The 22,429-nt window shown below is 69.0% G+C and carries 21 protein-coding genes and 1 other RNA gene; 11 read left to right on the forward strand and 11 right to left on the reverse strand.

The genetic code is table 11. From position 1 onward, the window contains the following. Positions 1-10: 10 nt before the first annotated feature. The 6 genes from RAH39_RS10110 to recO all read right to left on the reverse strand — a co-directional run bounded on the left by RAH39_RS10110 (position 11) and on the right by recO (position 6,167). Entirely contained in the window at positions 11-769 is a 759-nt protein-coding gene (locus RAH39_RS10110) for a GNAT family N-acetyltransferase (protein ID WP_306589977.1), read from the reverse strand. A 221-nt stretch (positions 770-990) separates the two neighbouring features. Next, an RNA gene (rnpB, locus tag RAH39_RS10115) (RNase P RNA component class A) lies at positions 991-1,353 on the reverse strand. A 7-nt stretch (positions 1,354-1,360) separates the two neighbouring features. Continuing rightward, entirely contained in the window at positions 1,361-1,741 is a 381-nt protein-coding gene (locus RAH39_RS10120; protein ID WP_306589978.1) for an ExbD/TolR family protein, read from the reverse strand. A gap of 8 nt (positions 1,742-1,749) precedes the next feature. After that, positions 1,750-2,499 carry an energy transducer TonB gene (locus tag RAH39_RS10125; RefSeq protein WP_306589979.1) on the reverse strand — a complete coding sequence of 250 codons (750 nt, stop codon included), beginning with the start codon at positions 2,497-2,499 and terminating at the stop codon, positions 1,750-1,752. 305 nt (positions 2,500-2,804) lie between these two features. Beyond that, positions 2,805-5,372: a coiled-coil domain-containing protein gene (locus RAH39_RS10130; RefSeq protein WP_306589980.1), complete on the reverse strand. Its 2,568-nt coding sequence runs from the start codon at positions 5,370-5,372 to the stop codon at positions 2,805-2,807. A 60-nt stretch (positions 5,373-5,432) separates the two neighbouring features. After that, a complete protein-coding gene (gene recO / locus RAH39_RS10135) occupies positions 5,433-6,167 on the reverse strand; it encodes a DNA repair protein RecO (RefSeq protein ID WP_306589981.1) in 735 nt (244 codons plus the stop codon). Positions 6,168-6,255: 88 nt separating this feature from the next. On the opposite strand from recO, the gene RAH39_RS10140 reads away from it, so the two are divergent. Together RAH39_RS10140 and RAH39_RS10145 are read left to right on the forward strand one after the other, a co-directional pair. Next, on the forward strand, positions 6,256-6,723 hold the full coding sequence (locus RAH39_RS10140; RefSeq protein ID WP_306589982.1) for a Spy/CpxP family protein refolding chaperone: 468 nt from the start codon (positions 6,256-6,258) through the stop codon (positions 6,721-6,723). Positions 6,724-6,749: 26 nt separating this feature from the next. After that, positions 6,750-8,510 carry a transglutaminase family protein gene (locus tag RAH39_RS10145; RefSeq protein WP_306589983.1) on the forward strand — a complete coding sequence of 587 codons (1,761 nt, stop codon included), beginning with the start codon at positions 6,750-6,752 and terminating at the stop codon, positions 8,508-8,510. On the opposite strand, the gene RAH39_RS10150 is transcribed toward RAH39_RS10145, so the two are convergent. Continuing rightward, positions 8,480-8,983 (reverse strand): MarR family winged helix-turn-helix transcriptional regulator, encoded by a 504-nt coding sequence (locus RAH39_RS10150; RefSeq protein WP_306589984.1) that lies wholly within the window; start codon positions 8,981-8,983, stop codon positions 8,480-8,482. The genes RAH39_RS10145 and RAH39_RS10150 overlap by 31 nt on opposite strands. Between RAH39_RS10150 and RAH39_RS10155 the strand changes: the two genes are divergently transcribed. From RAH39_RS10155 to RAH39_RS10165, 3 genes are all read left to right on the forward strand, one after another. After that, complete coding sequence (locus RAH39_RS10155; RefSeq protein ID WP_306589985.1) at positions 8,982-10,979, forward strand: ABC-F family ATP-binding cassette domain-containing protein; 1,998 nt, start codon at positions 8,982-8,984, stop codon at positions 10,977-10,979. The genes RAH39_RS10150 and RAH39_RS10155 overlap by 2 nt on opposite strands. An 89-nt stretch (positions 10,980-11,068) precedes the next feature. Next, entirely contained in the window at positions 11,069-12,076 is a 1,008-nt protein-coding gene (locus RAH39_RS10160; RefSeq protein WP_306589986.1) for a hypothetical protein, read from the forward strand. 31 nt (positions 12,077-12,107) lie between these two features. Beyond that, entirely contained in the window at positions 12,108-12,965 is an 858-nt protein-coding gene (locus tag RAH39_RS10165) for a hypothetical protein (protein ID WP_306589987.1), read from the forward strand. 64 nt (positions 12,966-13,029) lie between these two features. Here the strand turns inward: RAH39_RS10165 and RAH39_RS10170 are convergent, their stop codons facing one another. Next, positions 13,030-13,680 (reverse strand): outer membrane beta-barrel protein, encoded by a 651-nt coding sequence (locus RAH39_RS10170; protein WP_306589988.1) that lies wholly within the window; start codon positions 13,678-13,680, stop codon positions 13,030-13,032. A 205-nt stretch (positions 13,681-13,885) separates the two neighbouring features. Between RAH39_RS10170 and RAH39_RS10175 the strand changes: the two genes are divergently transcribed. The 3 genes from RAH39_RS10175 to RAH39_RS10185 are packed head-to-tail and all read left to right on the forward strand — an operon-like array spanning position 13,886 to position 16,751. After that, on the forward strand, positions 13,886-14,626 hold the full coding sequence (locus RAH39_RS10175; protein WP_306589989.1) for a Smr/MutS family protein: 741 nt from the start codon (positions 13,886-13,888) through the stop codon (positions 14,624-14,626). A 34-nt stretch (positions 14,627-14,660) separates the two neighbouring features. Continuing rightward, positions 14,661-15,572, forward strand: a complete 912-nt coding sequence (locus RAH39_RS10180) for a PfkB family carbohydrate kinase (RefSeq protein ID WP_306589990.1) — start codon at positions 14,661-14,663, stop codon at positions 15,570-15,572. A gap of 33 nt (positions 15,573-15,605) precedes the next feature. Beyond that, complete coding sequence (locus RAH39_RS10185; RefSeq protein ID WP_306589991.1) at positions 15,606-16,751, forward strand: LysM peptidoglycan-binding domain-containing protein; 1,146 nt, start codon at positions 15,606-15,608, stop codon at positions 16,749-16,751. A 3-nt stretch (positions 16,752-16,754) separates the two neighbouring features. Here RAH39_RS10185 and rsmG read toward each other — a convergent pair whose 3' ends face one another. Continuing rightward, entirely contained in the window at positions 16,755-17,333 is a 579-nt protein-coding gene (rsmG, locus tag RAH39_RS10190) for a 16S rRNA (guanine(527)-N(7))-methyltransferase RsmG (RefSeq protein WP_306589992.1), read from the reverse strand. 286 nt (positions 17,334-17,619) lie between these two features. Between rsmG and ybeY the strand changes: the two genes are divergently transcribed. The 3 genes from ybeY to RAH39_RS10205 all read left to right on the forward strand — a co-directional run bounded on the left by ybeY (position 17,620) and on the right by RAH39_RS10205 (position 19,883). Beyond that, entirely contained in the window at positions 17,620-18,300 is a 681-nt protein-coding gene (gene ybeY, locus RAH39_RS10195; protein WP_306592116.1) for an rRNA maturation RNase YbeY, read from the forward strand. Between the two features lie 88 nt (positions 18,301-18,388). Further along, positions 18,389-19,108, forward strand: coding sequence for a tetratricopeptide repeat protein (locus tag RAH39_RS10200; protein ID WP_306589993.1), 720 nt, complete (start codon positions 18,389-18,391; stop codon positions 19,106-19,108). A 43-nt stretch (positions 19,109-19,151) separates the two neighbouring features. Continuing rightward, positions 19,152-19,883, forward strand: a complete 732-nt coding sequence (locus RAH39_RS10205) for a YebC/PmpR family DNA-binding transcriptional regulator (protein ID WP_306589994.1) — start codon at positions 19,152-19,154, stop codon at positions 19,881-19,883. Positions 19,884-20,273: 390 nt separating this feature from the next. On the opposite strand, the gene RAH39_RS10210 is transcribed toward RAH39_RS10205, so the two are convergent. Beyond that, positions 20,274-21,923, reverse strand: coding sequence for a M14 family zinc carboxypeptidase (locus tag RAH39_RS10210; protein WP_306589995.1), 1,650 nt, complete (start codon positions 21,921-21,923; stop codon positions 20,274-20,276). Between the two features lie 5 nt (positions 21,924-21,928). After that, complete coding sequence (locus RAH39_RS10215; RefSeq protein ID WP_306589996.1) at positions 21,929-22,399, reverse strand: hypothetical protein; 471 nt, start codon at positions 22,397-22,399, stop codon at positions 21,929-21,931. Between the last annotated feature and the right edge of the window lie 30 nt (positions 22,400-22,429).

The raw sequence follows: 22,429 nt of genomic DNA on the forward strand, positions 1-22,429 counted from the left end.
GTCGCGGGGCTCAGCCGCGCGCCATCTCCACCTTGGGATAGGCGACGCGGAAACCGCACGCCTCGTAGGCGCGCTGGCTGGGGGTGCCCGGGGCGGTGGAGGCGCACGCCACATCGCAGCCCCGCTCCGCGGCGAAGGCCAGCCGCGCGCGGATGAGGGCCTTCTGCAGGCCCCGTCCCCGGTATCGCGGGATCACCCCGTCACCCGAGAGAAGAGCCACGCCGTCCACGATCCCCAGCGTTCCGCCTCCGGCGGGCTCGCCTTCGACGAAGGCCAGGAAACCCCACGCACCGCTCCCGTCCAGCGATACCTCGAAGGGCGGTTCCACCTCCCGCCAGTCGTCGCGCTCCAGGAAGCCCGCGGCCACCACCTGGTTGAAGACCCGGATTTCCGCCGGGCCGACGGGGTGGATCTCCACGCCCGAAGCGGGTGGCAGAGGATCGGCCAAGGATCTTGCCCAAAGCTGCTGGAACGCGTGGACGCGATAGCCGCGGCGGGCGAGGAGCGCCCACAGGGCGGGATCGGCGGCGGGGCTCAGCTCCAGCACGACGGGCGCGCCGAGAAAAGCCTCGACGGCCTTGAGGTCGGCCTCGGAAAGGGGATCGACGAGACCCAGGGCCTGGTTGAGCGGATGGGCCTCTCCGCGGAAGTGGGCGAAGCCGCCCCCTGCGGGAAGGCTGCGGCCTCCGGCAGCGTGGTTGAAGCGCTCATTCTGAAGGGCCTGGGCGCGCTCCAGACGGCGCGCCAGCGAAAACAGATCGAAGAACATCGGAAGCTCCAGAAGGAAAGGTCCAGCCGACCGGCTCCCGCACAGCGGGGACGGCCCTGCGCGATGCTGCGCCCTTGGGTCAGCCCAGGCGCGCGGCTTCCCCGCCAAGTCCCGGCGTGCCGCGGTGGGGATGGAGAGGGGAGCTCAGAGGCCTATCCGAAGAAGGCTCCAGCGTAGCGGATCGGCGGCAGGACGCACGCGAAGCGAAGCCCCCTTGCGGGGGCTCCGGTGGACCGGTAAGCCGGGTTCTGTCGTGGAGCGTCATTCCTCTGGGATGGATGTCGCCATCCACCTCGTGCAACCTACCCGCCGGCTCGGCCGGGTCGACCCTCGCCGCTTGCGCGGTGCGCCGGCCTATTTGGTCTTGCTCCCTGGGGGGTTTACCGTGCCCGTCCTGTTGCCAGTCCGGCGGTGGGCTCTTACCCCACCGTTTCACCCTTACCTGTGATCCGAGGATCCATCGGCGGTCTGTTCTCTGTTGCACTTTCCGTCGGGTCACCCCGCCCTGGTGTTACCAGGCCCAGTACCCTGCGGAGCCCGGACTTTCCTCTGCCCTCGCGGACAGCGACGCCCTGATCCACAAGGGGCAGGCTAGCACGGTCCAGGCTCCTCCCGTGCCGCGGTGAGCGAGATGGCGGCATCCGGCCGGGCCCCCTTCACCGCGTCCAGGACGGAAGCGGCGCGCTGGAAGGGAAGCGACGGATGGACGTCGATCCGCACCCGGCCCGAAGACGCACAGACCCTCTCCGCCAGTTCCGCAGCGGAGATCGGCGCGCCTTCGAATCGCAATCCGCCGTCCGCGCCCAGCGCCAGCCTGAGCAGCGATCCGCCGCCGCTTCCGCCTTCCCGCGGCAAGGTCGCGGCCAAAGCGCGGGGCAGCGCCGGAACGAGGGTGATGAACACGATCAGCAGGACCAGAACGATGTCGATGAGGGGCGTGATGTTGATGTCGCTGCGCAATCCGGCTGTCATGGCGCGCCTCACTTCAGCCGGAAGTTGAGCGTGAGGCGGAAGCTCGCCTGGACGGGCCGATCCCCGACGCGGGCCGGCTCGAAGCGCCACTGCCGCGCCGCCTGCAGGGCGGCCTCCCGAAGGAGGGGATGACCCTCCAGCGCCTGCACCTGAATGGGCGCGCCGGCTTCATCCACGACCATCATCAGGATCACCGTCCCCTGGATCCGCGCGCGGCGGGCGAAATCGGGATACGCCGGTTCCACCCGGCGGAGGGCGACGAGGCCCGTGGAGGAGAAGTCGTGGATCTGCGCGGGACCCGCGGCCGCCGATCCCGACGACGCAACTCCGGGCACGGCGGGAAGCAGGCCACTCCCGACGAACCCGTCGCCGCTGTGATCCTCCGTCGGCAGGGTGCCCGCCGGAACCTGGGGGTCCGCGGTCGAGGCCACCCGAACTCCTTCGGCACTGGGAGCGGCCATCCCGCCGCTGCCCGCGCCCAGAGCCAGACGCACGGTCGATCGAGCAGTCACGGGCTCTCCGAATTCGAAGATCCGCTCGGGCTGCGTGGGGGGCGCTGGACGCGAGACCAGGGGCGGCGCGAGCGACGCGAAGCCGAAGGTCACGCCGGCCAGGGCGAGGTAGATCAGGCCGGAAAAGAGGGCCGACCGCGCGGCGTCGGAGGGGGGAGCCGAGGCCGCGACGGCGCAGGGCTGGAGGGTGGGCGGCAGGTCCGGGAAGACAGGCCCCCGGCCGTGCCGGAGCGCGAAGTTGGACATGGTGCCTCCTGAGGGATCGGCGGCCGTGGCCTCCCGCAGGCTCCCCGCCCCGCACGGCGCGGAGGGGGATCGGAGGCGATCCCGGGCCCTGGATCACGCACCGTCTGGGGAGGGCCAAAGATCGCTTGGAACAGGTATCGGCGCCGCGCGGAAAATGTCAACCGCCCGGCGATGAATTTGCGGCCTCACGCCCAGGATCGATCAAGGACCAAAATTCTTCTGACCACCAAAACGCCAAGAACAGAACGGGGGCTGGACGTGGCTTTTCCTGGTGTCTTCGCGCGCTGGTGGTGATCCTTCCGGGCTCAGGCCGGAGGCAGGGGCAGCGCCCAGCCCTTCCGCTGCATGTCCTCCAACAGCCGCCACGCGGCCACGTAGGGATCCCCCGTATCGCCGCCCAACACCTCGTCCCGCAGCCGCACCTGGAGCGGCACCAACTCGGGATGGAAGCTTCCGGCGAGCCCCGCGTCGGCCTGGAAGAGGCGCAGCAGCAGGGCCTCGGGATGGGCGTGGGCGAGGGCCGTGGCGCATAGGACCGCGCCGCCCTCCCCTTCCACGGCCCCCGCCTCCAGAAGCCGATCCCTCAGCGGATGGAGCACCGCAGGATCCACGTCCAGGCCCACGCAGCGGAACACGGGGCTGCCTTCCAGGCGGTCGGGCACTTCCCCTTCGGCCAGCCAGGGGCACGGCGGGCGGTGGCCATCGTAGGGGAGCCACGGCATGAAGACTTCGTGCCGGTGGTCGTCGCGCACCCAGGCATGGATCAGGCGCATGAGGTCCACGCGGTGTGCCGGATTGGCCTCGGGGCCGATCCACACCAATCGCTGGACGGCGCGGGGCACGGGTTCCACGGGACGGAACCGATCCCGCCAGGGTTCCGTCTCCACGGGCATCCCGAGTCCCAGCCCGCCGAGGAAGGCGGGGAAACCGGGGTAGGGCGTGGGCAGGAGGAGGTTCGCCCCCTCGGGCGAGATCCGCAGGTCCAGCCCCGGGAAGCAGGCCTCCAGGGGGCTCTCCTTCAGCGTCTCCAGGAGCGAGAGGCGGTGGTCCTCGGTCCGCAGGGGCTCGATGAGCTTCAGGTGCCACATCCGCGCGTCCTCGTCGCAGGACCACGCCTCCAGCGCCGAGGGCTCGGGCTGGTCGAGGGCGTCCAGCCCCGCGAGCAGCAGGCGGATCTCCCCCGAGGCATGGCGCCACCCCGCGGGCGGCTGGGCGGGAATGCCCGCCAGGAGCCGAGGGCGACGCTGGGCGCGGGCCCAGGCCAGGCGATCCCAGGAGGCGCTGGACACGTCCTCGGAGACCTTAAGGAGACCGGAGAGATCGCCGGCAGCGATCTGGAGGTAGGCGTCGCTCCGCCGGATCTCCTGGTGGCCGACGAGGATCTCCCACGTCTCGTCCAGGTTCTTCTGGCCGATGCGGGCGAACTCGTCGCCCACTTCCATCAGCCGCTTGCCGATGCGGACCAGGCGCTCCCGCTCCGGCGAGATCTTCGCCTCCACGCCCCACTGGCGACCCAGGGCCGATTCGATGGCCGCGGAGCGCTCGCGGACCTCGTGCAGGGACAACTCCGCCCGGTCGGCGGCCTGCCGCACCTGATCCACCAGGCCGAGGTGCGCTTCCAGCGCCCGCTCCAGATCCTGCCCCTGGTGGTCCAGGTGGCCCGCCACGCGAAGCAACTCGTGAAGGCCCGCGCGAAGGTGATGGGTCACTTCCTGCAGATCCCACAGCCCGTTGGTCTCCCGCTCCAGCTCGCGCTGGTGCTGGTCCAGGGAGCGCTCGAGATCCGACGCGCCTTCGGAAGTCTGGTTCGCCAGGCTCCGCAGGCGCCCGCCGATGGCCTGGATGCCCGCGCTGCCCCCGCCCTTCTGGGCGAGGATGGCGGCGTTCACCGCGAGCAGCCCGGTCTGCTGGGCGGCCTGATCGATGATCCGCAGGGAACCGTGCGCCACGCCCAGAGAGCGGATCCGCTGCTGGGACTCGTCGCGGAAGGCATCGATCCGCCGGGCCAGGGCCTCGGCCTGGTCCCGCACTTCGTCGGCGGAATGGCGGAAGCGCTGGAGCTGTTCCGTGCGGCCCTTGGTCTCCTCCAGCAGGCGCGGGGTATGGGCCACCAGCCCCTTCACTGCCAGCCCCAGGCGGGCGCCCTGCCGGATGCTGGAATCGGCGAGGCGGCCAAGGATGTCCTCCTCCCGCCGCAGGCGGGGGAAGGTGGACTGGAGTTCCTCGAGGAGGTTCTCGAACTGATCCATCCCGGCCTGGGCCTGCTCCAGGGAGGTGCGGAGGGCCTGGCCCTGCAGCCGGTGCTGATCGGCCCGCAGGCGATGGTTCAGCTCGATCTGGTCGAAGCGGAGGGGACCGTCGATGGCGCTCTTGAGATTCCGGCCGAAGGCGGAGAGGCGCTCCTGGGCCGAGGTGCGGGCGGCCATCTCCCGGCCGCGGCGCTTGTGGGCCTGGTCGAGGAGGTGATCCAGCTCCTCCCATTCGCGCCCGACGGCCTTCCGCAGGCGGTCCAGTTCCGTCTGCGTGCGGAGGTCCTCCTCCAGCAGGACGTTGAGGGCGGAGGCCGCCAGGACCAGCTCGCGGCGCAGTCCCGCCGGCGGCTCCTGGGGCGTGCGGTCCCCTTCCACGATGCGGCGCGACCAATCGGCGATGAATCCGTCCGGCGCCAGGCGGCGCTGCCAGAAGAACCACCGCCGCCCCACGAGCACCAACCCCGCGGCGGCCCCCATCAGGAGCGTGCCCTCCAGCGGCCGGAGCGCGGGCGAGGCCCGGAAGAGCAGGTAGGCCGAGGCGCCGAGGACCAGCAGCGTCACCGCGTCCCCCACCCAGCGGCGGATCCCGATGCGTTTCCAGAAGGAGCCGTTCCGACCCATCGCCCGCCCTCAAACCATTGGTATTTCCATCGGCACGGGACCGCCCCGGGCCAAGTTTGGTCAGACCGTCCGCCACAACACGTCGTAGCTGCGGAGGCCGCCGCCCAACTCCTGGAGGAGCCGGGCCCGCAGCAGGCCCGTCACCATCGTCTGGGCCTGATCAGCCGGATCGGGCCGAGGCGCGGCATCGGCGCCTCCGGTCCGCAGTCGGCGGAGGTGCTCCCGCGCGCCGGCTGGCAGCGCTTCCGCCGGATCGACCGGGGTACAGGCCGCGCAGCACCAGCCTTCTTCCCCCAGCAGCACCAGCGCCGCGGTGTCGTTCCCGCACCGCCCACAGGCCCGCGGATGGGGAAGGAGCCCCAGGCAGTGGAGCAGCCAATGCTCGGCGTAGGCCAGGATGCCCAGGGCGTTGTCGGGATCGGCCCTGAGCGCCCGGCCGCAGGCGCTCAGCAGGCGGTACAGCCGGTCGTCCTCCACCCCTTCCCGGGCCACCCGGTCGAAGAGGTCCGCCAAGCACGCCATCACGAGGCTGGACTCCAGATGACCCAGGGTCAGCGGACTGAACGCCAGCTCGCAGCGCGTGACGCGCTTCAACTCCGTGTGCTCCTTCCCGAAGAAACTGACCCGCACCATCCCCAAGGGCTCGAAGGCCGCCACCCACTTGGCGGTGGGCTTCTTCACGCCTTTGGCCAGACCGGTGAGGCGCTCCCCGTGCTCCGAGAGGAAGGACACCACCGCCCCCCCCTCGGCGAAGGGCACGGCCTTGAGGACGATGGCGGCGTGGGTCCGGATCACGTTTCCAGTCTGCCCGGATTCAACCCGCGCCCTGCCGCCGGGTCTCACATGACGAGGCCCCTGCGGGGCCCTTCACCAGGAGGTGGCCATGAATTTCCTGTCCCGATCCGCCGCGATCCTCGCCCTCACCGTCCTGCCGGCTCTGGCCCAGACGGCGCCCGAAGCGCCTGCCCGCCCGGCCCCCGAACCGAGCCGCCTCGCCCGGGTCCTGGGCCTGACGGAAACCCAGCGGGCGAGCATCCGTGCCATCCGCGAAAAGCACCAGCCGGCGATGGCCGCCCTCCGCGCCTCCGCCCGCCAGGCCCAGGGCGCTTTCCGCGCCGCCCTTCGGGATGGCGCCACGGCCGACGCCCAGCTCCGCACCCTCCACGACCAGGCGTCTTCGGCCCGGTTCGAGCTGCTGCTGGCGGGACGGTCCCTCCGGCAGGAGATGCGGGCGGTCCTCACCCCCGAGCAGCGGGCCAAGGCCGCCGAACTGCGGGACCTCGCGCGGGTCCACCACCGCGAACACACGCGGCGTTTCCACGCCCGGATGGGCTTCGCGGCGGAACCTTGAAGGAGAACCCCGCCTAAACTGGGAAAATGCGAGCTTCTTCCCTTTTCGTCATCGTCCTGGGCGGGCTGGTTCTCGCCGCCCAGGAGGCGCCCATTCGCACCTTCCGCCAGTGGATGGGCGGGCAGGAGGTGGGCGGAGCCTCCCGGCAGGTCGTCGCGGCCCCCGGCCAGCGCGAAGTGCGGACTCGCGAATGGATGGCGGTGACGCGCCTGGGCCAGGAGATCCGGCAGGAAGTGGCCGAAACCGCCGTCCGGAAGGCGGATGGCTCCGTGGTGTTCACGTGGCGATTGCAGCTCTCCCGCGAGCCCTTCGAGGGCCGGGCGGAATGGTCGCCTGCGGAACCGGGCGTCCTCCGCCTCCAGCCGGCCAACGGCGCGCCCGTGAAGAAGGACGTTCCCGAAGGCGCGCTCCTGTGGCCCGAGGAGCAGGAAGCCCGGCTGATGGAAGCGGCCCGCCTCCGCAGGCCCGTGAAGACCCTCACCTTCGCCTTCCCCCTCCAGCAGTGGAACACCCTCGATCTCGCGCCCGCGGGCCCGGATCCCCTCCCTGGCTTTCCCGACGCCGTGCGGTTCACGGGGCGGGAGGTCCAGGGCGAGGCGGCCCTGCCCGTGGAGGCCTGGATCTCGCCCACCGCGGGGGAACTGCGCCAGACCACGGATCTCGGCGGCCTCACCGTCCTCACCCAGCGGGCCGACCTGCCCCCGCCCGCGTCGCTCCCGACCACCGGGCAGGGATTCTTCGAGCGGAGCCTCCAGCGGCTTCCGCCCCATCCCTTCCTGCCGTGGCTGAAGGAACTAACGCTCCGAACTGAAGGCCCCGCCCCGGTCCTTCCGTCGGACGCCCAGCAGTCCCGGCTTCCGGACGGCCGCTGGCGGGTGCGCCGCGCCCTTCCCCCCACGCCCGCCGAAGCCGCCCAGCCGCCGGTGAGCGGCAAGCCCGTGTCCGACGAAGCCACCTACCTTCTTCCCAGTCCTCTGGTGCCCTTCCGGGATCCCGCCTTCGACGGCCTCCTCCGCCGGCTGAATCCGCCCGCGGGCCTCTCCCGGTGGGAGCTGACCCAGCGGGTGACGACCTTCGTGTTTGAGTGGATCGCGGACAAGGACTACACCGTGGGATTCGCCTCGGCCCTGGAGGTCTGCCGCTCTCCGCGGGGCGACTGCACGGAGCACGGCGTCCTGGCGGTGGCGCTTCTCCGCCGCCTCGGGGTGCCCGCCCGCGGCGTCACCGGCTGGGTGGGCCTCGGGGAGACCCTGGGCCTGCACTTCTGGGTGGAAGTGAAGCTGCGGGACCGCTGGATTCCCGTGGATCCCACCTTCGACCAGGCACCCGCGTCCGCCTTCCGCATCAAGCTCGGGGACACGGACCTCGCGGATCTCGGCGGGGTGGGCTGGGAAGGCGCGGCTTCGGCCTTCGCCGGCGTCCGGTGGATCCCCGAACGGGACGGCGCAGGTCCCTGGGGCAGCGGCGTCCGCCTGGACGGCGACCGGCTCACGGCGCCGGACGGCACGGTGCTCCGGCTGCCCGGACAGCGCTGGAACCTGGAGGAGGGTTCCCTCGCCGTCGGCGGGTGGAACGTCGAGGCCGTGACCCGGCCCACGGAGGCCCAACTCAAGGGCGCCCGGCGGGTGGCCGGAGCGAAGAGCCTGCGCGAGGGCTGGTGGGACGCCCCTTCGCGGCAGCTGTGGATGGATCTGGGCGGGAACCGATGGCTGCGCCTGGAGGGCGTGTCCGAAGGGCAGGCCTACGCGATCCTCGATCAGTTGATGGCGACCGCCAGTTCCTCGTGAAGCGATTCCTGCCCCTGGCAGTGCTCCCGGAGCCGCTCCAGCTGGCCGGCCAGCGCCAGGCACTCGCCCTCGTCACAGCAGCTGGTCATCCGCATGGCCATGGTCTGGACGGGATCGTCGAGGCGCTCCATCAGCCGCTTTCCCTTGGGGCTGATCACCACGCGGCTCACGCGGCGGTCCTTGGGATCCGCCACGCGCTTGAGGAGCCCCTGGACTTCGAGGCGATCCACCAGCCGGGTGACGTTGGCGAAGCGGTAGATCATCCGCCGTTCGATCTCGTAGATGGGATGGCCCTTGGCCGGCCCGCCGCGGACGATGCGCAGGACGTTGTACTGCTGGATGGTGAGGCCGTGGGCCTCGAACAGCCGCTCCTGCACCCGCACCACCGCCTCTCGGGTGAGCATCAGCTGGAGCACGAGCTGAACCCCGGGCTCCGGGAGTTTCGACATCTGGAGTTCTTCCTGGAGCGTCATGGAGGCCTCGGAATCTTCGGGCCAAGGATTACTCCAACCATGGGAATCTGAAAGGTCCGAGGAGCCTTTCTTGCCATCCATCGCCCTGAGTTTGATCAATGTCACGAAACGCTATGGTGCGACACCCATCCTGGACCGTCTGAATCTCGGTTTGTTCCAGGGCGAGAAAGTGGGCCTCATCGGCCGGAACGGCGCTGGGAAAAGCACGTTGTTCCGGCTCCTGTCGGGCGACGAGACCCCCGACGAGGGCGAGGTGATCGTCACCCAGGGGCTGCGCATCGCCCGCCTCAGCCAGGAGCCGCATTTCGCCACGGGAGCCTCCGTCCGGCAGGCCCTGGAAGCAGCACTGGCGGACCATGCGGCCCTGCTGGAGCGCCATCAGGCGATCCACGAGCGCCTCCACGGAGCGAAAAGTTCCGAAGAAGGCCGTTTGCTTGACGAACTGCAAAGCGTGGAACACCAGCTCGAACGATGGGGCTGGGACCTGACGCCCCGGCTCAAAGCGGCCGCCACAACGTGGGGGTTGGACGACCTGGACGCCGAAGTGGAATCCCTGTCCGGTGGGTGGAGAAAGCGGGTGGCCCTGGCCCAGGCCTGGCTGAAGGAGCCCGACGTGCTCGTCCTGGACGAGCCCACCAACCACCTGGATCCCGACCAGGTGGAGAAGCTCGAAGCTTGGCTTCAGGCCTACGGCGGCGCCCTGCTCCTGATCACCCACGACCGCCATCTCCTGGACGGGGTGGTGACCCGGATGCTGGAACTCGAGGAGGGCGCGCTCCGGAGCTACGAGGGCGGCTACAGCGACTACCTCCTGGAGAGGTCCGATCGGGAGTTCCGCGAGGCCCGCCTCACCGAGCACATGCAGAACCGCCTCCGCCGGGAGATGGCCTGGCTGCGCCGCGGTGCCAAGGCCCGCACCCGCAAGTCCAAGCTGCGCATCCAGGACGTGCTGGACCTGAAAGACGAAGTGGGGGAGCGCACCCGCCTGGAAATCCGCCAGGGCCTGGCCTTCGCCGCAGGCGGCAACCGCAGCGACGCCCTGATCCGCGCCGAGGGCCTCCGGTTCGCCTATCCGGGCGCTCCCGAACTTCTGGAAGGCCTGGACGTGAACCTCCAGCGGGGGATGCGCATCGCCCTCCTGGGGCCCAACGGCTGCGGCAAATCCACCCTGCTCAAGCTGCTGCTGGGCGAGCTGGAGCCGAACTCCGGCGAGGTGGTCCGGCATCCCAAGCTGGCCGCCACGGTCATCTCCCAGGGCCGGGGCGAACTGGACGGGACCCGCAGCATCCTGGACAACCTGGCGGACCGCGCCGCCCTGGTGGACACGGGCAACGGCACGGTGCTCGCGCACGTCTACCTCACCCGCTTCGGGTTCCCCGTGGACCAGCAGGCGCGGAGCGCGGCCACCCTCAGCGGCGGCGAGCGCAACCGGCTGCTGCTCGCCAAAGCCATGCTCAGCCCCGCGGATCTACTGGTCCTCGACGAACCCACCAACGACCTGGACATTCCCACCCTCCAGAACCTGGAAGAGGCCCTGACGGGGTTCGGCGGCACGCTGCTGCTGGTGAGCCACGACCGCTTCTTCCTGGATCAGGTGGCCACCCACACCCTGGCCTGGAACGGAGAGGGGACGCCGCGCTGGGAGTGGTACGAAGGCCCGCCCTCCACGGTGCGGACCCTTCGGGAAGCCCGGGCCGGGGAGCAGGCCGCCGCGCGCATCGAGGCCCGCCCCGCTCCGAAATCCGAAGCCCCCCGGGCCCGCAAGCCCGGCCTCTCCCAGAAGGAACAGCGCCGCCTCGCGGAGGTGGAGGGGGCCATGGAGGACCTTCATGCCCGACTAGCGGATCTGGAGGTCCAGTTGGCCGATCCCAAGGCCTTCCTGAGCGCCGAGGCCCCCGGCCACCGGGCTTTGAAGGACCGGGACGCCGCCAAAGCCGACCTGGAACGCCTCGAACTGGAATGGCTGGAGCTGGAAGAAAAGCGAAGCGAAGGCTGAGGCATCACAAGTTGTCACCCGGCCGGGCGGTCCGGGAGGCTTTTCGCTACCCTGGAGCCTGGACTTTGTCTTTTCCCCGTGGAGCGCCCATGCGTGCGATGTCTTTCGCCCTCCTTCCCGCCGTCGCCCTGGTCGCCCAGGCCCCGGCCAACGCCGACCTCGCCCAGCGGTTCAATTCCGAGCTGCCGGGCCTCAACCAGATGCTGAAGGAGCTGAAGGCCCAGGAGGCTCTCGTCAAGGTGGAGACCCTCATCCCCGCCCAGCGCCCCGCCTTCGACGCCTCCTCCTCCCAGGCCATCGGGAAGAGCCTCGACAACGCCCAGGGCCTGATGTCCCTCTACCGCCTCCACGCCAACATCGCCTCCGAGGCCGGGCAGTGGGAAAAGGCGATCGAGATCCAGGAGCGCCGCGCCCGCGATGCCCGCGCCATCCTGGCGGACCTCGAGAAGGCCCAGTCGCCCCTGGCCGCCCAGTGGAAGAAGGCCACCCAGGATTCCACCGACTACGTCGCCAAGAACGAGGCCCGGAAGCTCGAGCTGGAGCCCAAGGTGAACGCCTTCAAGGCGGAGTACGACGAGATCAAGGCCGGCAAGAAGAAGCTGAGCCGCAAGGAGGCCGACGAGTTCAACGCCCGCGCCGCCGAGATCCAGAACGACGAGCAGGAGCTGGCCCAGATCACCGCCGCCCTGCCCGTGCACAAGCAGAACCTGATCACCGCCCCCAAGGTCACCAAGCTGCTGAACGACAACCGCAAGGAAGTCGAAGGCATGATCCAGGCGGCGGACGAGGCCGTGGCCAAGGCCAAGCAGGCCGTGAGCACTCAGAACGACGAGATCACCAAGTTCAACACCGACCAGGTGCTGAAGAAGGTGAAGATCGTGGGCAAGAAGAACTGGGTGGACGCCGTCCTCCGCAATCCCGAGAACGTGACCAAGCTCAGCGGCGCCCAGGCCCAGGCCGGTTTCCTCAACCGCCTGCTGGTCCTGGATCCGGGAAACGCCGCCGCCCAGAAGGCCCTGGACAACCTGAAGCAGGGGAAGGAGCCCTTCCCCAAGGACGCCAAGGGCGCGAAGAAGGGCGGCGCCAAGAAGAAGTAATGGCGCCAGTCCCCACTTGGAAGGAGCGACCATGAGCCGCCTCGGATGCCTGCTTGCCTTCGCCCTGGTCGCCCATCTGGGCGCCCAGAGCCTCACCGACCGCTTCAAGGAAGTGCGCGGCCCGTGGGAGGTCCAGCTCGAGCGAGGCGATGCGGCCACCGTCCGCCGCGGCGTCGAGGCCCTTCTCGGCCGCGAGGGGCTGACGGTCAATCCCTCGGATTACAACGACATGCACGCCCTGGTGGCCCTCCGCAGCCTGGCCGCCCGGGCCTGCGTGGCCGAAGGGAGCTGGGAGGAGGCCGTCGTCCACCTCCAGAAGGCCCAGGCGGTGGCGGAAGAGAACCTCCGCACCGCCGAGCCGCTCCTGGCCAAGACCCGCATGGAACATGAGCTGAAGCTGCGGGAATTCCGCGAGGCCATGGAGAAGCAGGCGCCCCGGGCGAAGGAACTGGAGGAGGCCCCCGGCCTCTCCCAGGACCAGATGAAGCTCCGGCAGCAGCTGAAGATCTTCATGGACGAGCAGAAGGCCGCCATCGCCCACAGCGAGCGCGCGCTGAAGGACATCGAGGCGATCCTGGACCGCCTGCGCCAGACCAAGGACAGCACCGCCAAGGCCTCGGCGGATTGGCAGGCCTTCCTCGCCCGCGAAAAGGCCGAACTGGCCGAAGCCGGCGGAACGGCCCCCTACGTCGCCGAAAAACTGGAACAGGTGAAGGCGGATGACGCCCGCCCGCGCCCCGAGCGCCTCACCTACGCCCGCCGCCTCCAGAAGCTCGATCCCGGCAACAAGGACGTGGTCCGGCTGGTGAACGGCCTCCTGGGCCAGGATGAAGCCGCCTCCGAAGCTCCCAAGCCGGCGAAGAAGCGCAAGGCCGCCGCCAAAAAGTAAGGGGCGAGTCTCCCATGAAACGAAAAGCGGCCCCGCGAGGCCGCTTTTCGTTTGCTGAAGATTCCTAGAACACGAAGCCGAAGCCCACCTTCAGGAAGTCGGTGCTGGGCGGATCGCCCGCGTCCACGTCGTGGCCCGTGAGCGTCTTGTGGTAGGAAGCCTCCAGGGTGAACCGCATGCCTGCGTCGTAGCCGAAGCTGTGGCCGACGCCGATGGTCCCCCCCATGCGGCTCTTCCGGGTCGTGTCGGTGTAGTCGTAGAGCGGATCGCCGAAGCTCCGGTCGAACTGCTCGAAATCCGCGGACAGCCCCGCCAGCAGGTACAGCCCGCGGTGCCGGAACGCCGTCCCCTGGGGGAAGATCTGGAGGTCGCCGCCCACGTTGAACTGGGAGTGGCGGAGGTTGATGGTGGCCTCCCCGGCGGCGCGGTTGGTGCCGTTCTCTCCGGAGCCGCTGAGGTTCAGGCGGATGGCGAGGTTGCGGTCCATGGGAAAGCTGACCGTGAAACTGCCGCCCAGGCCCACGTCGTAGGTCTCCTTCTGGGGCGCGATGACGTAGCCGGCGGAAGGGCTGAAATAGGCCGGATAGGTCTTGCTGGAAAAATCACCCGTCGGGGAGATCAGGTTCAGGCTGAACCCGAAGTGGGGGCTCTGGGCGCCGAGGGTGGCGCCGGAAGCGAGGAGCAGGGGAAGCAGGAGCAGCGGGGTACGGCGCATGGGACCTCCGAGGGGAAACGTGCGGGCTACGCAGCGAAGGGTATGCCAGGTTACGGCGCACGCTACGAATCGTTGGATGCCGCCACTGCGGGGAAAGTTGAGGGGGCGCGCCGCCGCGGCGTTTTGCCTCGGTCCGCTGAGGTTTGCAACAGCGGGCTTTGGCGCGGGGCGGCGATGGCCTACTCTGGTTCAAACGGGATGGTTCATGGCGTGGAAGCAGGATCTGGCAAAGTTGAAACAGCAGTTGGGCCCGGAAACCGCCCAGCCGCCCAAGGCCCGGCCCAAGCCCGCCCCTCGGCCTGAAAAGACCGGCAGCCTGGACGACGAGGATGCCGTGTTCCTGTCGGCCATGGGCTTGAAGCCCAGTGAGCGCAAATCGGCTCCTGCGGCCGATAGGCCCGCGCCCCTCGCCTCGGCGGATCCTACCCCGCCCCCTCCTCCCACCCCGGAGACCTTCGAAGCCGCGCTGCTGGACCTCAAGGGGCTCCGGCCCCTTTCCAAGGGATTCCAGGGGACTCCCACGCCGGTTCCCGCCAAGGAAGCGCCGGCCCTCCCCGTCGCGGTCGAACCCGCGCCTGTTGTTCTCCCTCCGCCGGAAGCTCCGGTGCCAGAACCCGAAGTGCCGGTCGCAGCCGCGGAATCCGCGGCCGTGCCTACGCGGTTCCAGTTGGCGGCGGGAATGGCCATCGACGTGGACGGAATGCTGGACCTGCGGGGCCACACCGTGCCCGACGCCGTGGAGCGGCTGAAGGACCGGCTGGGCGACGGGCAAGTTCTGGGCTGGCGGAGCATCCAGGTCATGCTGGGCCCCGATCCGAAATTGCACGAGGGACTCCTGGAGCTCCTCGCCTCCGGCCAGGCCCCGATGGTGGCGCGCTACGCCCAGGCGCCGGTCCCCATGGGGGGCACCCAGGCGTGGCTGCTGTACTTCGTCTCCCAGCCCTGATCCGGACGCGTCCCAATCCGATGGAGAATGCCTGATGAGCTTGCTGGTGGTCGGCAGTGTGGCCTTCGACGACCTGGAAACCCCCTTCGGGAGCCGCGAGCGCGCCCTGGGCGGGTCGGCGACCTACTTTTCCCTGAGCGCCAGCCGCTTCCATCCGGTGCGGATCGTGGCGGTGGTGGGCGAGGACTTCGGTCCCGACCAGATGCGCGTCTTCGAGAATCGGCCCATCGACCTGACGGGCCTGTCCAAGGTGAAGGGGCTCAGCTTCCACTGGAAGGGCGCCTACGGCTACGACCTGAACGAGGCCAAGACCCTGGCCACGGATCTGAACGTCTTCGCGGATTTCCGCCCCGACCTGCCGGCGCCCTACCGCGAATCGCCCTACCTGTTCCTGGGGAACATCGATCCCGTCCTCCAGCTCGACGTGGTGCGCCAGATGGCCCAGCGGCCCCGCTGGATCGCCCTGGACACCATGAACTACTGGATCCGGGGCGCCCGCCCCGCTCTGGAAGCCGTCCTGAAGGAAGTGGACATCCTCCTGGTGAACGACGCGGAAGTGCGGGAACTCACCCAGGAGCACAACCTGATCAAGGCCTACCGCCGGATCCAGGAACTGGGCCCCCGCATCCTGGTGGTGAAGCGCGGGGAATACGGCGTGGCTCTCTTCACGCCCGAAGGCATCTTCGCGGCGCCCGCCTATCCCCTGGAGGACGTGTTCGATCCCACCGGCGCGGGCGACACCTTCGCGGGCGGATTCCTGGGCTACCTCGCCTCCATCAACCGGATGGACACCACCGCGCTGAAGCACGCCGCCCTCACCGGATCGGTCATGGCCAGTTTCACGGTGGAACGGTTTTCTACCGAACGCCTGGAGCAGATCGGACAGGACGAAGTCCGCAACCGCTTGGCATTATTTTCAGATATGATCCGCGTCGAAGACCTATAATCAGCACCACCTAATCTCTCCCGGGGGTTCCTGATGCATCAGCCCAATCGCGTGCGTGTCGGTCGGCTGCGCTCCCTCCTTGCGGCTGCCGTGGTCGCGGCCTCGGGACTGGGCGCTCAGGAACCGGCGGCGATCCAGGTGCAGGCCCATGCGTCGAAATGGGATTATCCCAAGGAACTGAAGGTGCCCGAGGGTTCCCGCACCCATCTGGTGGAAAAGGGCGACACCCTGTGGGACCTGGCCGGCAAATACCTCGGCAATTCCTACGCCTGGCCCCAGATCTGGGAGCTGAACCAGTGGGTGAAGGATCCCCATTGGATCTACCCCGGCGATCCCCTCGTCATCGACCTCACCCGGGCGGTCGCCACCCCCGACTCCCTGCCTGAAGGGGTCGCCAACCTCCTTCCCGATCAGCACCGCGCCGACCCCAGCGCCGTCCGCCGGCCGGAACTGGGCTTCAGTTTCCAGGATTTCATCCAGCTGCCTTTCCTGGCGCCCCAGGGCGCCGAGGCCCACTACAAGAGCCAGGGGGCTTTCGTCCTCACCTCCAACCGGCGCGAGGACCGGCGCTTCCTCGCCGAGGGCGAGACGGTCTACCTCAACGGGGGAGCGGACCAGGGCGTGAAGGGCGGGGACCGCTTCCTGGTCCTGAAGACCGTGGCCCGCAAGGTGAGCCATCCCCTTCATCCGCGCCAACACCTCGGCGACGTCATCCAGCAGGTGGGCGTGATCCGGGTGTTGACCGTCCAATCCAAGGGCTCGGTGGCCATCATCGAGCGGTGCATGGACACCGTCGAGGCCGGCGACCATCTCGTGCGGTTCGTCGAACCCGCCAACCTGCCGGCCCAGTTGCGGACGGACACCGCCGATCCCATCAAGATCGCGCCGGACGCCGCCGCCGTGGTCTATGCCCGCGAAGGGCGCCTCAACATCGGCGGCGGGGACATGGTGATCGTGGACAAGGGGAGCGCCAACGGGTTGAAGGTGGGCGACGTCCTGCTGGGCGTCCGCCTCCGGCCCTATCCCGTGGGCCCCGAGGGCGACCGGCACCCGGCCACGGAGACCGCCGTCCACTACCTGGGCCAGGCCCTCGTGGTGCGGGCCGACGCCCAGACCGCCACGTGCCGGATCCTCCGCTCCACCGAAGAGGTGCGGATGGGGGACGTGCTCACCCGCTAGGGCTCACCTCCGGCTGAGCGCGACCACCACCCGCCGCCCCCGGGTCGGCAACGTGTAGGGCGTGGGCGACGCAGTCCAGTCCCCGGGGAGGGATTCCCGTTCCCAATCCGGCCCCTTGAGGGCGAGGAACGGCGCGCCCGGCCGGCCGTGCCGCGCCCACCAGCCCGCCAACTGCTCCAGCGAACCCAGGGCCTTGGCGGTTCCCAGATCCGCGCCCAGCGGCGCCAGGTCTTCCAGGCGGCCGTGCAGCGGACGGAGGTTGGGGAGGGGCAACTCCAGGGCGGCCTGGCGGACGAAGGCGAGCTTCTTGGCGGAGGCGTCCACCGCGAGGATCTCCAAATCCGGCCGGGCGAGGGCCAGGACCACCGCCGGACACCCCATTCCCGTCCCCAGGTCCGCCACCCGGGCCCCGGCCGGAAGCGCTTCCAGGAAGGGCAGCAGGACGGCGGCATCCAGCAGCAATTCCTCGTAGCGCTCGGACTTGGCCAGGGCCGTGAGCGCGTGGGTGCGATTCCAGCGGTCGAGAAGCGCCAAGTAGCGCTCCAACGGAGATTCCAACGTGGAGGGAAGGCGCGGTTCCATCCCTTCAGGATGCCAGCCGGGGAAAAGGGGGCATTGATTTTTTGCAGATGCAACCTATTTCATGGTCGCATTCAGGATCTCGCAGCTTTTTTGGAACCCCTTCCACACTTCGCGGCATTTACACCCAGGGGATCGGCATCGACTGATTTCGTGCAATTATCATATCTCCATTGACCAATGCATTCATTCACCTGATAATGCTTTTTCTCTGATTGATCTTCTACAGGAGCCGGCTATGAATGCGAACCATCCGCCCTTCCAGGTCGACTGGTCCAGCCGGAGCAAAATGCGCGGTCCCGGCGAGCAGTCCCTCGGGAAACTCCTGCAGAGCCTGCGAGATCGCCTTGCCCCTGAAGCCCAGGGGGTATCTTTGACTTATGTCGATGATCGCGGCATGAGAAAACTCAACCGCGAGCATCGCGGGAAAAACATGACGACGGACGTGCTGAGCTTCCCGTCGAGCACGGAGCAGGGCGCCTTCCCGCATCTCGGCGACATCGTCATCAGCCTTCCCACCGCGGAAAAGATGGCGAAAAAATTCGGCGTCAGCCGGCGCCGAGAGGTGGAAACCCTGGTCATCCACGGTTTTCTCCACCTCTGCGGCCTCGATCACGAAAAGGATCGGGGCGAGATGATGGAAATCCAGGCCCAGCTCGAGCGGGAGTTGCTGGAAGACGAGCCGCTGGCCATGAGCCTCAAGCGCGGCCGCAAGCCGGGCAGCAAGGTGAAGAAGCTGAAGGACGGCACCCGCGTGGTGGTCACCGGCCGCGCCGCCGCCGCCCTCGTCCGCCGCGAGCGGGTGAAGAAGGAAAAGAAGGTCAAGCCGCGCAAGCCGGCCAAGGCCAAGGAGGCCGCCCCCAAGCGGGGCCCCGGCCGTCCGCGGAAGGAAGCCGCCGTCGCCGTTCCGGCCAAGCGCGTGGCGCGGCGCCGCAAGGTGGCCCCTTCCCGCAGCGGCGTCATCGCGTAGAGCCCCGAAAGCTCCGCGTGGCAAACGGGCCTGAAGCCCGATAAAATGGCCCTTTGGCCCGGTCCCGGGCCGCGCCGTCGGAGCCTTTGTGATCAACCTTCTCCTCGGCCTGGGCACTGCCCTCGCCGTGATCCTGCTCGCCACCCTGTTGAGCATCAAGCTGTGGATCAGCGTCCCCATCGGCATCCTGGCCGGCGGGGCGCTGTTCATCTGGCAGGGCCGGAAGGTCCAGCAGGAACTGGAAAAGATCTTCACTCGCGCCGGCGACCTGCTGAAGAAGCAGCAGTTCGACAAGGCCATCGAGGCCATGAAGGAGGGCTACCGCTTCGCCCCCCGGCAGTTCCTGGTGAAGGGCAGCATCGACGGGCAAATCGGCGTGGTGCAGTACCTCCGCAAGAAGAACGACGAGGCCGAACCCCTGCTGGCCGCCGCCTCCATGCAGCACTACATCGCCAAGGCCATGCTGGGAGTCCTCCAGTGGAAGCGCGGCGAGAAGAAGAAGGCCAAGGAGACCTTCGAGCTGGCCCTCAAGTCCGGCAAGAAGGAGAGCCTGCTGTACGCCGTCTACGCCTACGTCCTGGTGGAGATGGGCGAGCGGGACAAGGCCATCGACGCGCTGAACCGCGGCCTCGGCATCTGCAAGGGCGACGAGCGCCTCATCACCAACCGCAACCTGCTGCAGAACGGCAAGGCCCTCAAGATGAAGGTCTACGGCGAGCAGTGGTACCAGTTCCTCCTCGAGCGGCCCATGATCCGCCAGGACGCCCCGCCCTTCGCCCGCGTCTCCCGGCGCGCGCTCCGCGGCTGAATTCCCACCCGACCCGTTCCCGTCCCCACCTCTGGAGCAAGCCATGTCCGGCCACAATAAATGGTCCACCATCAAGCACAAGAAGGGCGCCGCGGACGCCAAGCGCGGCAAGATCTTCACCAAGATCCTGAAGGAAATCACCGTCGCCGCGCGCCTGGGCGGCGGTGACGTCGCCAGCAATCCCCGGCTGCGGCTCGCCGTGGATCAGGCCAAGGGCAGCAACATGCCCAAGGACAACTGGGAGCGCGCCATCAAGAAGGGCACCGGCGAACTCGAAGGCGTCACCTACGAGGAAGTGGTCTACGAAGGCTACGGCCCCGGCGGCGTGGCCCTCCTCATCGAGGCCATGACCGACAACAAGAACCGCACCACCCCGGAAGTCCGCAGCTACTTCGCCAAGTTCGGCGGCGACCTCGGCGCCCAGGGCTCCGTGGCCTACCTGTTCTCCAAGCAGGGCCAGATCGTGGTGGAGCCCGAAGTCTCCGAGGACAAGGTGATGGAAATCGCCCTGGAGGCCGGCGCCGACGACGTGGCCAACGAGGGCGAGGCCTGGGTCATCAAGACCAGCCCCGAGGCCTACCAGGCCGTCAAGGACGCTGTCGACGCCGCCAAGCTCCCCGTGATCGAGGCCAAGCTCATCATGGACCCCAGCACCAGCACCGCCCTCGAAGGCTCGAAGCTCACCAGCTTCCTCAAGCTCGTGGACCTGCTGGAGGACAACGACGACGTGCAGAACGTGTGGCACAACGGCGACTACGAGGAACCCGAAGACTGAGGTTCCGTGCCCCACGCCCTCCGGGCGAACGCTGAGCGACCGACGTTGTCGGTCGCATGCGTTTCTGGCTGCCCGCGATCGCACGGCGCACCACGCCGTGCTCCCACTCGCCGTTTCGCGGACTCGCGGAGCGGGGCCCCCGGCACAACGGCGACTACGAGGAACCCGAAGACTGAGGTTCCGCGCCCCACGCCCTCCGGGCGAATGCTGAGCGGCCGGCATTCTCGGCCGGTTATGTTTTTGGCCGCCTCCGGGCTGGAGCGGGGATCCGCCTCAAAAGGAACTACGAGGAACGTAAAGACAGATAAGGATCACCACCAAGACACGAAGACACCAAGAAGAGCTGGGATGAAATCCTGATGCGGTTCTTGGCGTGCTCGATGTCTAGGGTCATTCCTGGGCCAGGGGCGCGGACAGGGAGTGGGGGCCCGTGGGAGCGGATTCTCCTCCTCCCACCGCCAGGATGGGGAACCTCGGGGGTTCGCCCCACATGCCGTCGCCCCGCAGGAGGGCGGGATGGAACAGGCCCCAGAACGCCAGGCTGTCGGTGCTCCGCGGGTCGAGCAGGTAGAAGGCCAGGCGGCCCAGCGGCTGATCCATGGGCACGTAGAGGGCGCGGTCCAGGTCGGCAGGGGTCCAGGCCGCCTGCAATTTCTGGGGCTGGAGATCGGCCTTCCAGGCTCCCCGCAGTTCGAGGGTAAACGTCCCCTGATAGGCCGACGTCGCCAACTTCCGGGCCGTTTCCTGGAAGAAGAGAAGAGGCAGGCCCTTCGGCCGCCGGCGCCCTTCCAGCACCTGCACGCCGTGGGCGCGGAGAAGGGGCAGAACCGCGGGAGCGAAGGCGGGATCCACCAGGTAGCCCCGGGGCACGGGCACGAAGTCCTGCCCCTCGAAGCCCACGAAGCTGGGCAGTTCCAGGCGGGTGCGGCTCTTCTCGCCCACCAGGCGGCCCTTTGCGTCGCGGATGGGATCCACCCATTCGAAGGCGTAGCGCTCCACCTCCTTCAGCTTCGCCGACAGCGGAAGGGAGACCTGGCCATTCGCCCAGCCCTCGCTCCAGCGGCGCTGGGCCTGGCGGAGTTCCGAGCGGATTTCGTTGCGATGGGCGACCATCCAGCGGAAACACGCCAGGACGAAGCGGCGGGTATCGGAGATCCGGTCGGGCCAGGCGCGGTAGACGTAGCTTTCGGACAGGACCGCGAGGCGGTTCCGCAGCGCAGGGTAGTTGGTGAGCAGCCGCGGATGAGCGTCGTAGGTCTCCCAGGCGGTGGGCGGCTTGTCGGGCGTGGGGCGGTAGGGCGCGAAGTTGCCGTAGTCGTAGGTCGGCATCCCCTCGGCCTTCAGCTCCTCGCGCACCTCCACCAGCATCCGGCGGTTGAAGGCCAGGAGCCCCTCGTCCGCGCCCAGGGTGCAGGCGGGGCCGTGGGTCAGGTGGAATCCGTGGGTGCTGCCGTTGGTGGTGTGGAGGTCCAGGACGGCGGCGGGATCGAAGTCCTGGAGCATCGCCAGCAACCAGCGGGTGTTGGGCGCCGCGGCCTTCATCAGGTCCCGGTTCAGGTCGAGGCCCTGGGCGTTCTCGCGCCGTCCCACGCCACTTTCCGATGGGTTCGGCTGCCAGGGGCGGATGGCGGGGTCCAGCGCGTCCGTGCCGTCGGCGTTGTAGGCGGGCATCACCACCAGGTCGAGGTTCCGGCGCAGGTCGGGATGCTTTCCCTGCAGCAGTTCCCGCACCACCTGCTGGATGGCTTCCTTGCCCTCCACTTCCCCCGCGTGGATGTTGGCGTTCACGTAGACCCGCAGGGCGTCGGGGCTCGTCCCCTTCAGCCGCCAGGCCAGAAGCGGCTTGCCCGTCTCGGTGGCGCGGGGAGCGCCCGCGGGGCGGTAGGGCTCCAGCCCCGGCGCGCGCTTCCGGAGGGCCTCCATGAAGCCGCGCACCTCCGCCACGGTGGAGGTGCGCGCGAACTGCGTGCGTTCAGGGATGGTCTCGGGCCACTGGGCGAGCAGCCCCGTCGCCGCCAGCCCCACCAGAAGGGACCGCACGGCGGCTACCGCGCCGAGAGGGTGGCGCCCGCCGCCAGCGGCATCTCCGGAGCCGGCGCGGGCCGGGCGCCGAACAGCCCCTTGTTGAAGGCCACGAAGCTGGCGGCGAGGAACAGCACCAGGGCGAGCAGGGCTGCGCCCCGCTTCCCCACGGCCAGGGCCTTGGGCGCCATCTCCGCCATCCCCACGAGGATGAAGACCAGCAGCAGCTTGATGTGGAAATAGGTCCCGTTCTTGAAAGGGTTCTGGCCGCCCTGCAGCTTCAGGAACAGCAGGCCGATGCCCGCGATGAGGGCCACCCGGAAGCCCCAGGCGGCGACCTTGGACCACACCGCGGCGGCGAGTCCGCGCAGCTCCCCGCGCCCTTCCTCGAAGCCCGACAGCAACAGCGCCACCACGCCGGCGCCACCGCCCACGGCAAGGGCGACGAAGTGCAGCCAACGGACGAGATTCAGGGCCTCGAGCTTGAGGTTCATGCGCGCCTCGCGAAGAAGACCCCCAGGGTA

This window comes from Geothrix sp. 21YS21S-4, from assembly GCF_030845995.1.
In the GTDB taxonomy this organism is placed as follows: domain Bacteria; phylum Acidobacteriota; class Holophagae; order Holophagales; family Holophagaceae; genus Geothrix.

Coding starts and splice junctions, on each gene's coding strand:
- RAH39_RS10110 (WP_306589977.1), bottom strand. CDS start 769: ATGTTCTTCGATCTGTTTTCGCTGGCGCGCCGTCTGGAGCGCGCCCAG.
- RAH39_RS10155 (WP_306589985.1), top strand. CDS start 8,982: ATGGAGGCCTCGGAATCTTCGGGCCAAGGATTACTCCAACCATGGGAA.
- RAH39_RS10140 (WP_306589982.1), top strand. CDS start 6,256: ATGAATTTCCTGTCCCGATCCGCCGCGATCCTCGCCCTCACCGTCCTG.
- RAH39_RS10165 (WP_306589987.1), top strand. CDS start 12,108: ATGAGCCGCCTCGGATGCCTGCTTGCCTTCGCCCTGGTCGCCCATCTG.
- RAH39_RS10150 (WP_306589984.1), bottom strand. CDS start 8,983: ATGACGCTCCAGGAAGAACTCCAGATGTCGAAACTCCCGGAGCCCGGG.
- rsmG (WP_306589992.1), bottom strand. CDS start 17,333: ATGGAACCGCGCCTTCCCTCCACGTTGGAATCTCCGTTGGAGCGCTAC.
- RAH39_RS10170 (WP_306589988.1), bottom strand. CDS start 13,680: ATGCGCCGTACCCCGCTGCTCCTGCTTCCCCTGCTCCTCGCTTCCGGC.
- RAH39_RS10120 (WP_306589978.1), bottom strand. CDS start 1,741: ATGACAGCCGGATTGCGCAGCGACATCAACATCACGCCCCTCATCGAC.
- RAH39_RS10130 (WP_306589980.1), bottom strand. CDS start 5,372: ATGGGTCGGAACGGCTCCTTCTGGAAACGCATCGGGATCCGCCGCTGG.
- RAH39_RS10185 (WP_306589991.1), top strand. CDS start 15,606: ATGCATCAGCCCAATCGCGTGCGTGTCGGTCGGCTGCGCTCCCTCCTT.
- RAH39_RS10205 (WP_306589994.1), top strand. CDS start 19,152: ATGTCCGGCCACAATAAATGGTCCACCATCAAGCACAAGAAGGGCGCC.
- RAH39_RS10215 (WP_306589996.1), bottom strand. CDS start 22,399: ATGAACCTCAAGCTCGAGGCCCTGAATCTCGTCCGTTGGCTGCACTTC.
- RAH39_RS10180 (WP_306589990.1), top strand. CDS start 14,661: ATGAGCTTGCTGGTGGTCGGCAGTGTGGCCTTCGACGACCTGGAAACC.
- RAH39_RS10160 (WP_306589986.1), top strand. CDS start 11,069: ATGCGTGCGATGTCTTTCGCCCTCCTTCCCGCCGTCGCCCTGGTCGCC.
- RAH39_RS10145 (WP_306589983.1), top strand. CDS start 6,750: ATGCGAGCTTCTTCCCTTTTCGTCATCGTCCTGGGCGGGCTGGTTCTC.
- RAH39_RS10125 (WP_306589979.1), bottom strand. CDS start 2,499: ATGTCCAACTTCGCGCTCCGGCACGGCCGGGGGCCTGTCTTCCCGGAC.
- RAH39_RS10175 (WP_306589989.1), top strand. CDS start 13,886: ATGGCGTGGAAGCAGGATCTGGCAAAGTTGAAACAGCAGTTGGGCCCG.
- ybeY (WP_306592116.1), top strand. CDS start 17,620: ATGCGCGGTCCCGGCGAGCAGTCCCTCGGGAAACTCCTGCAGAGCCTG.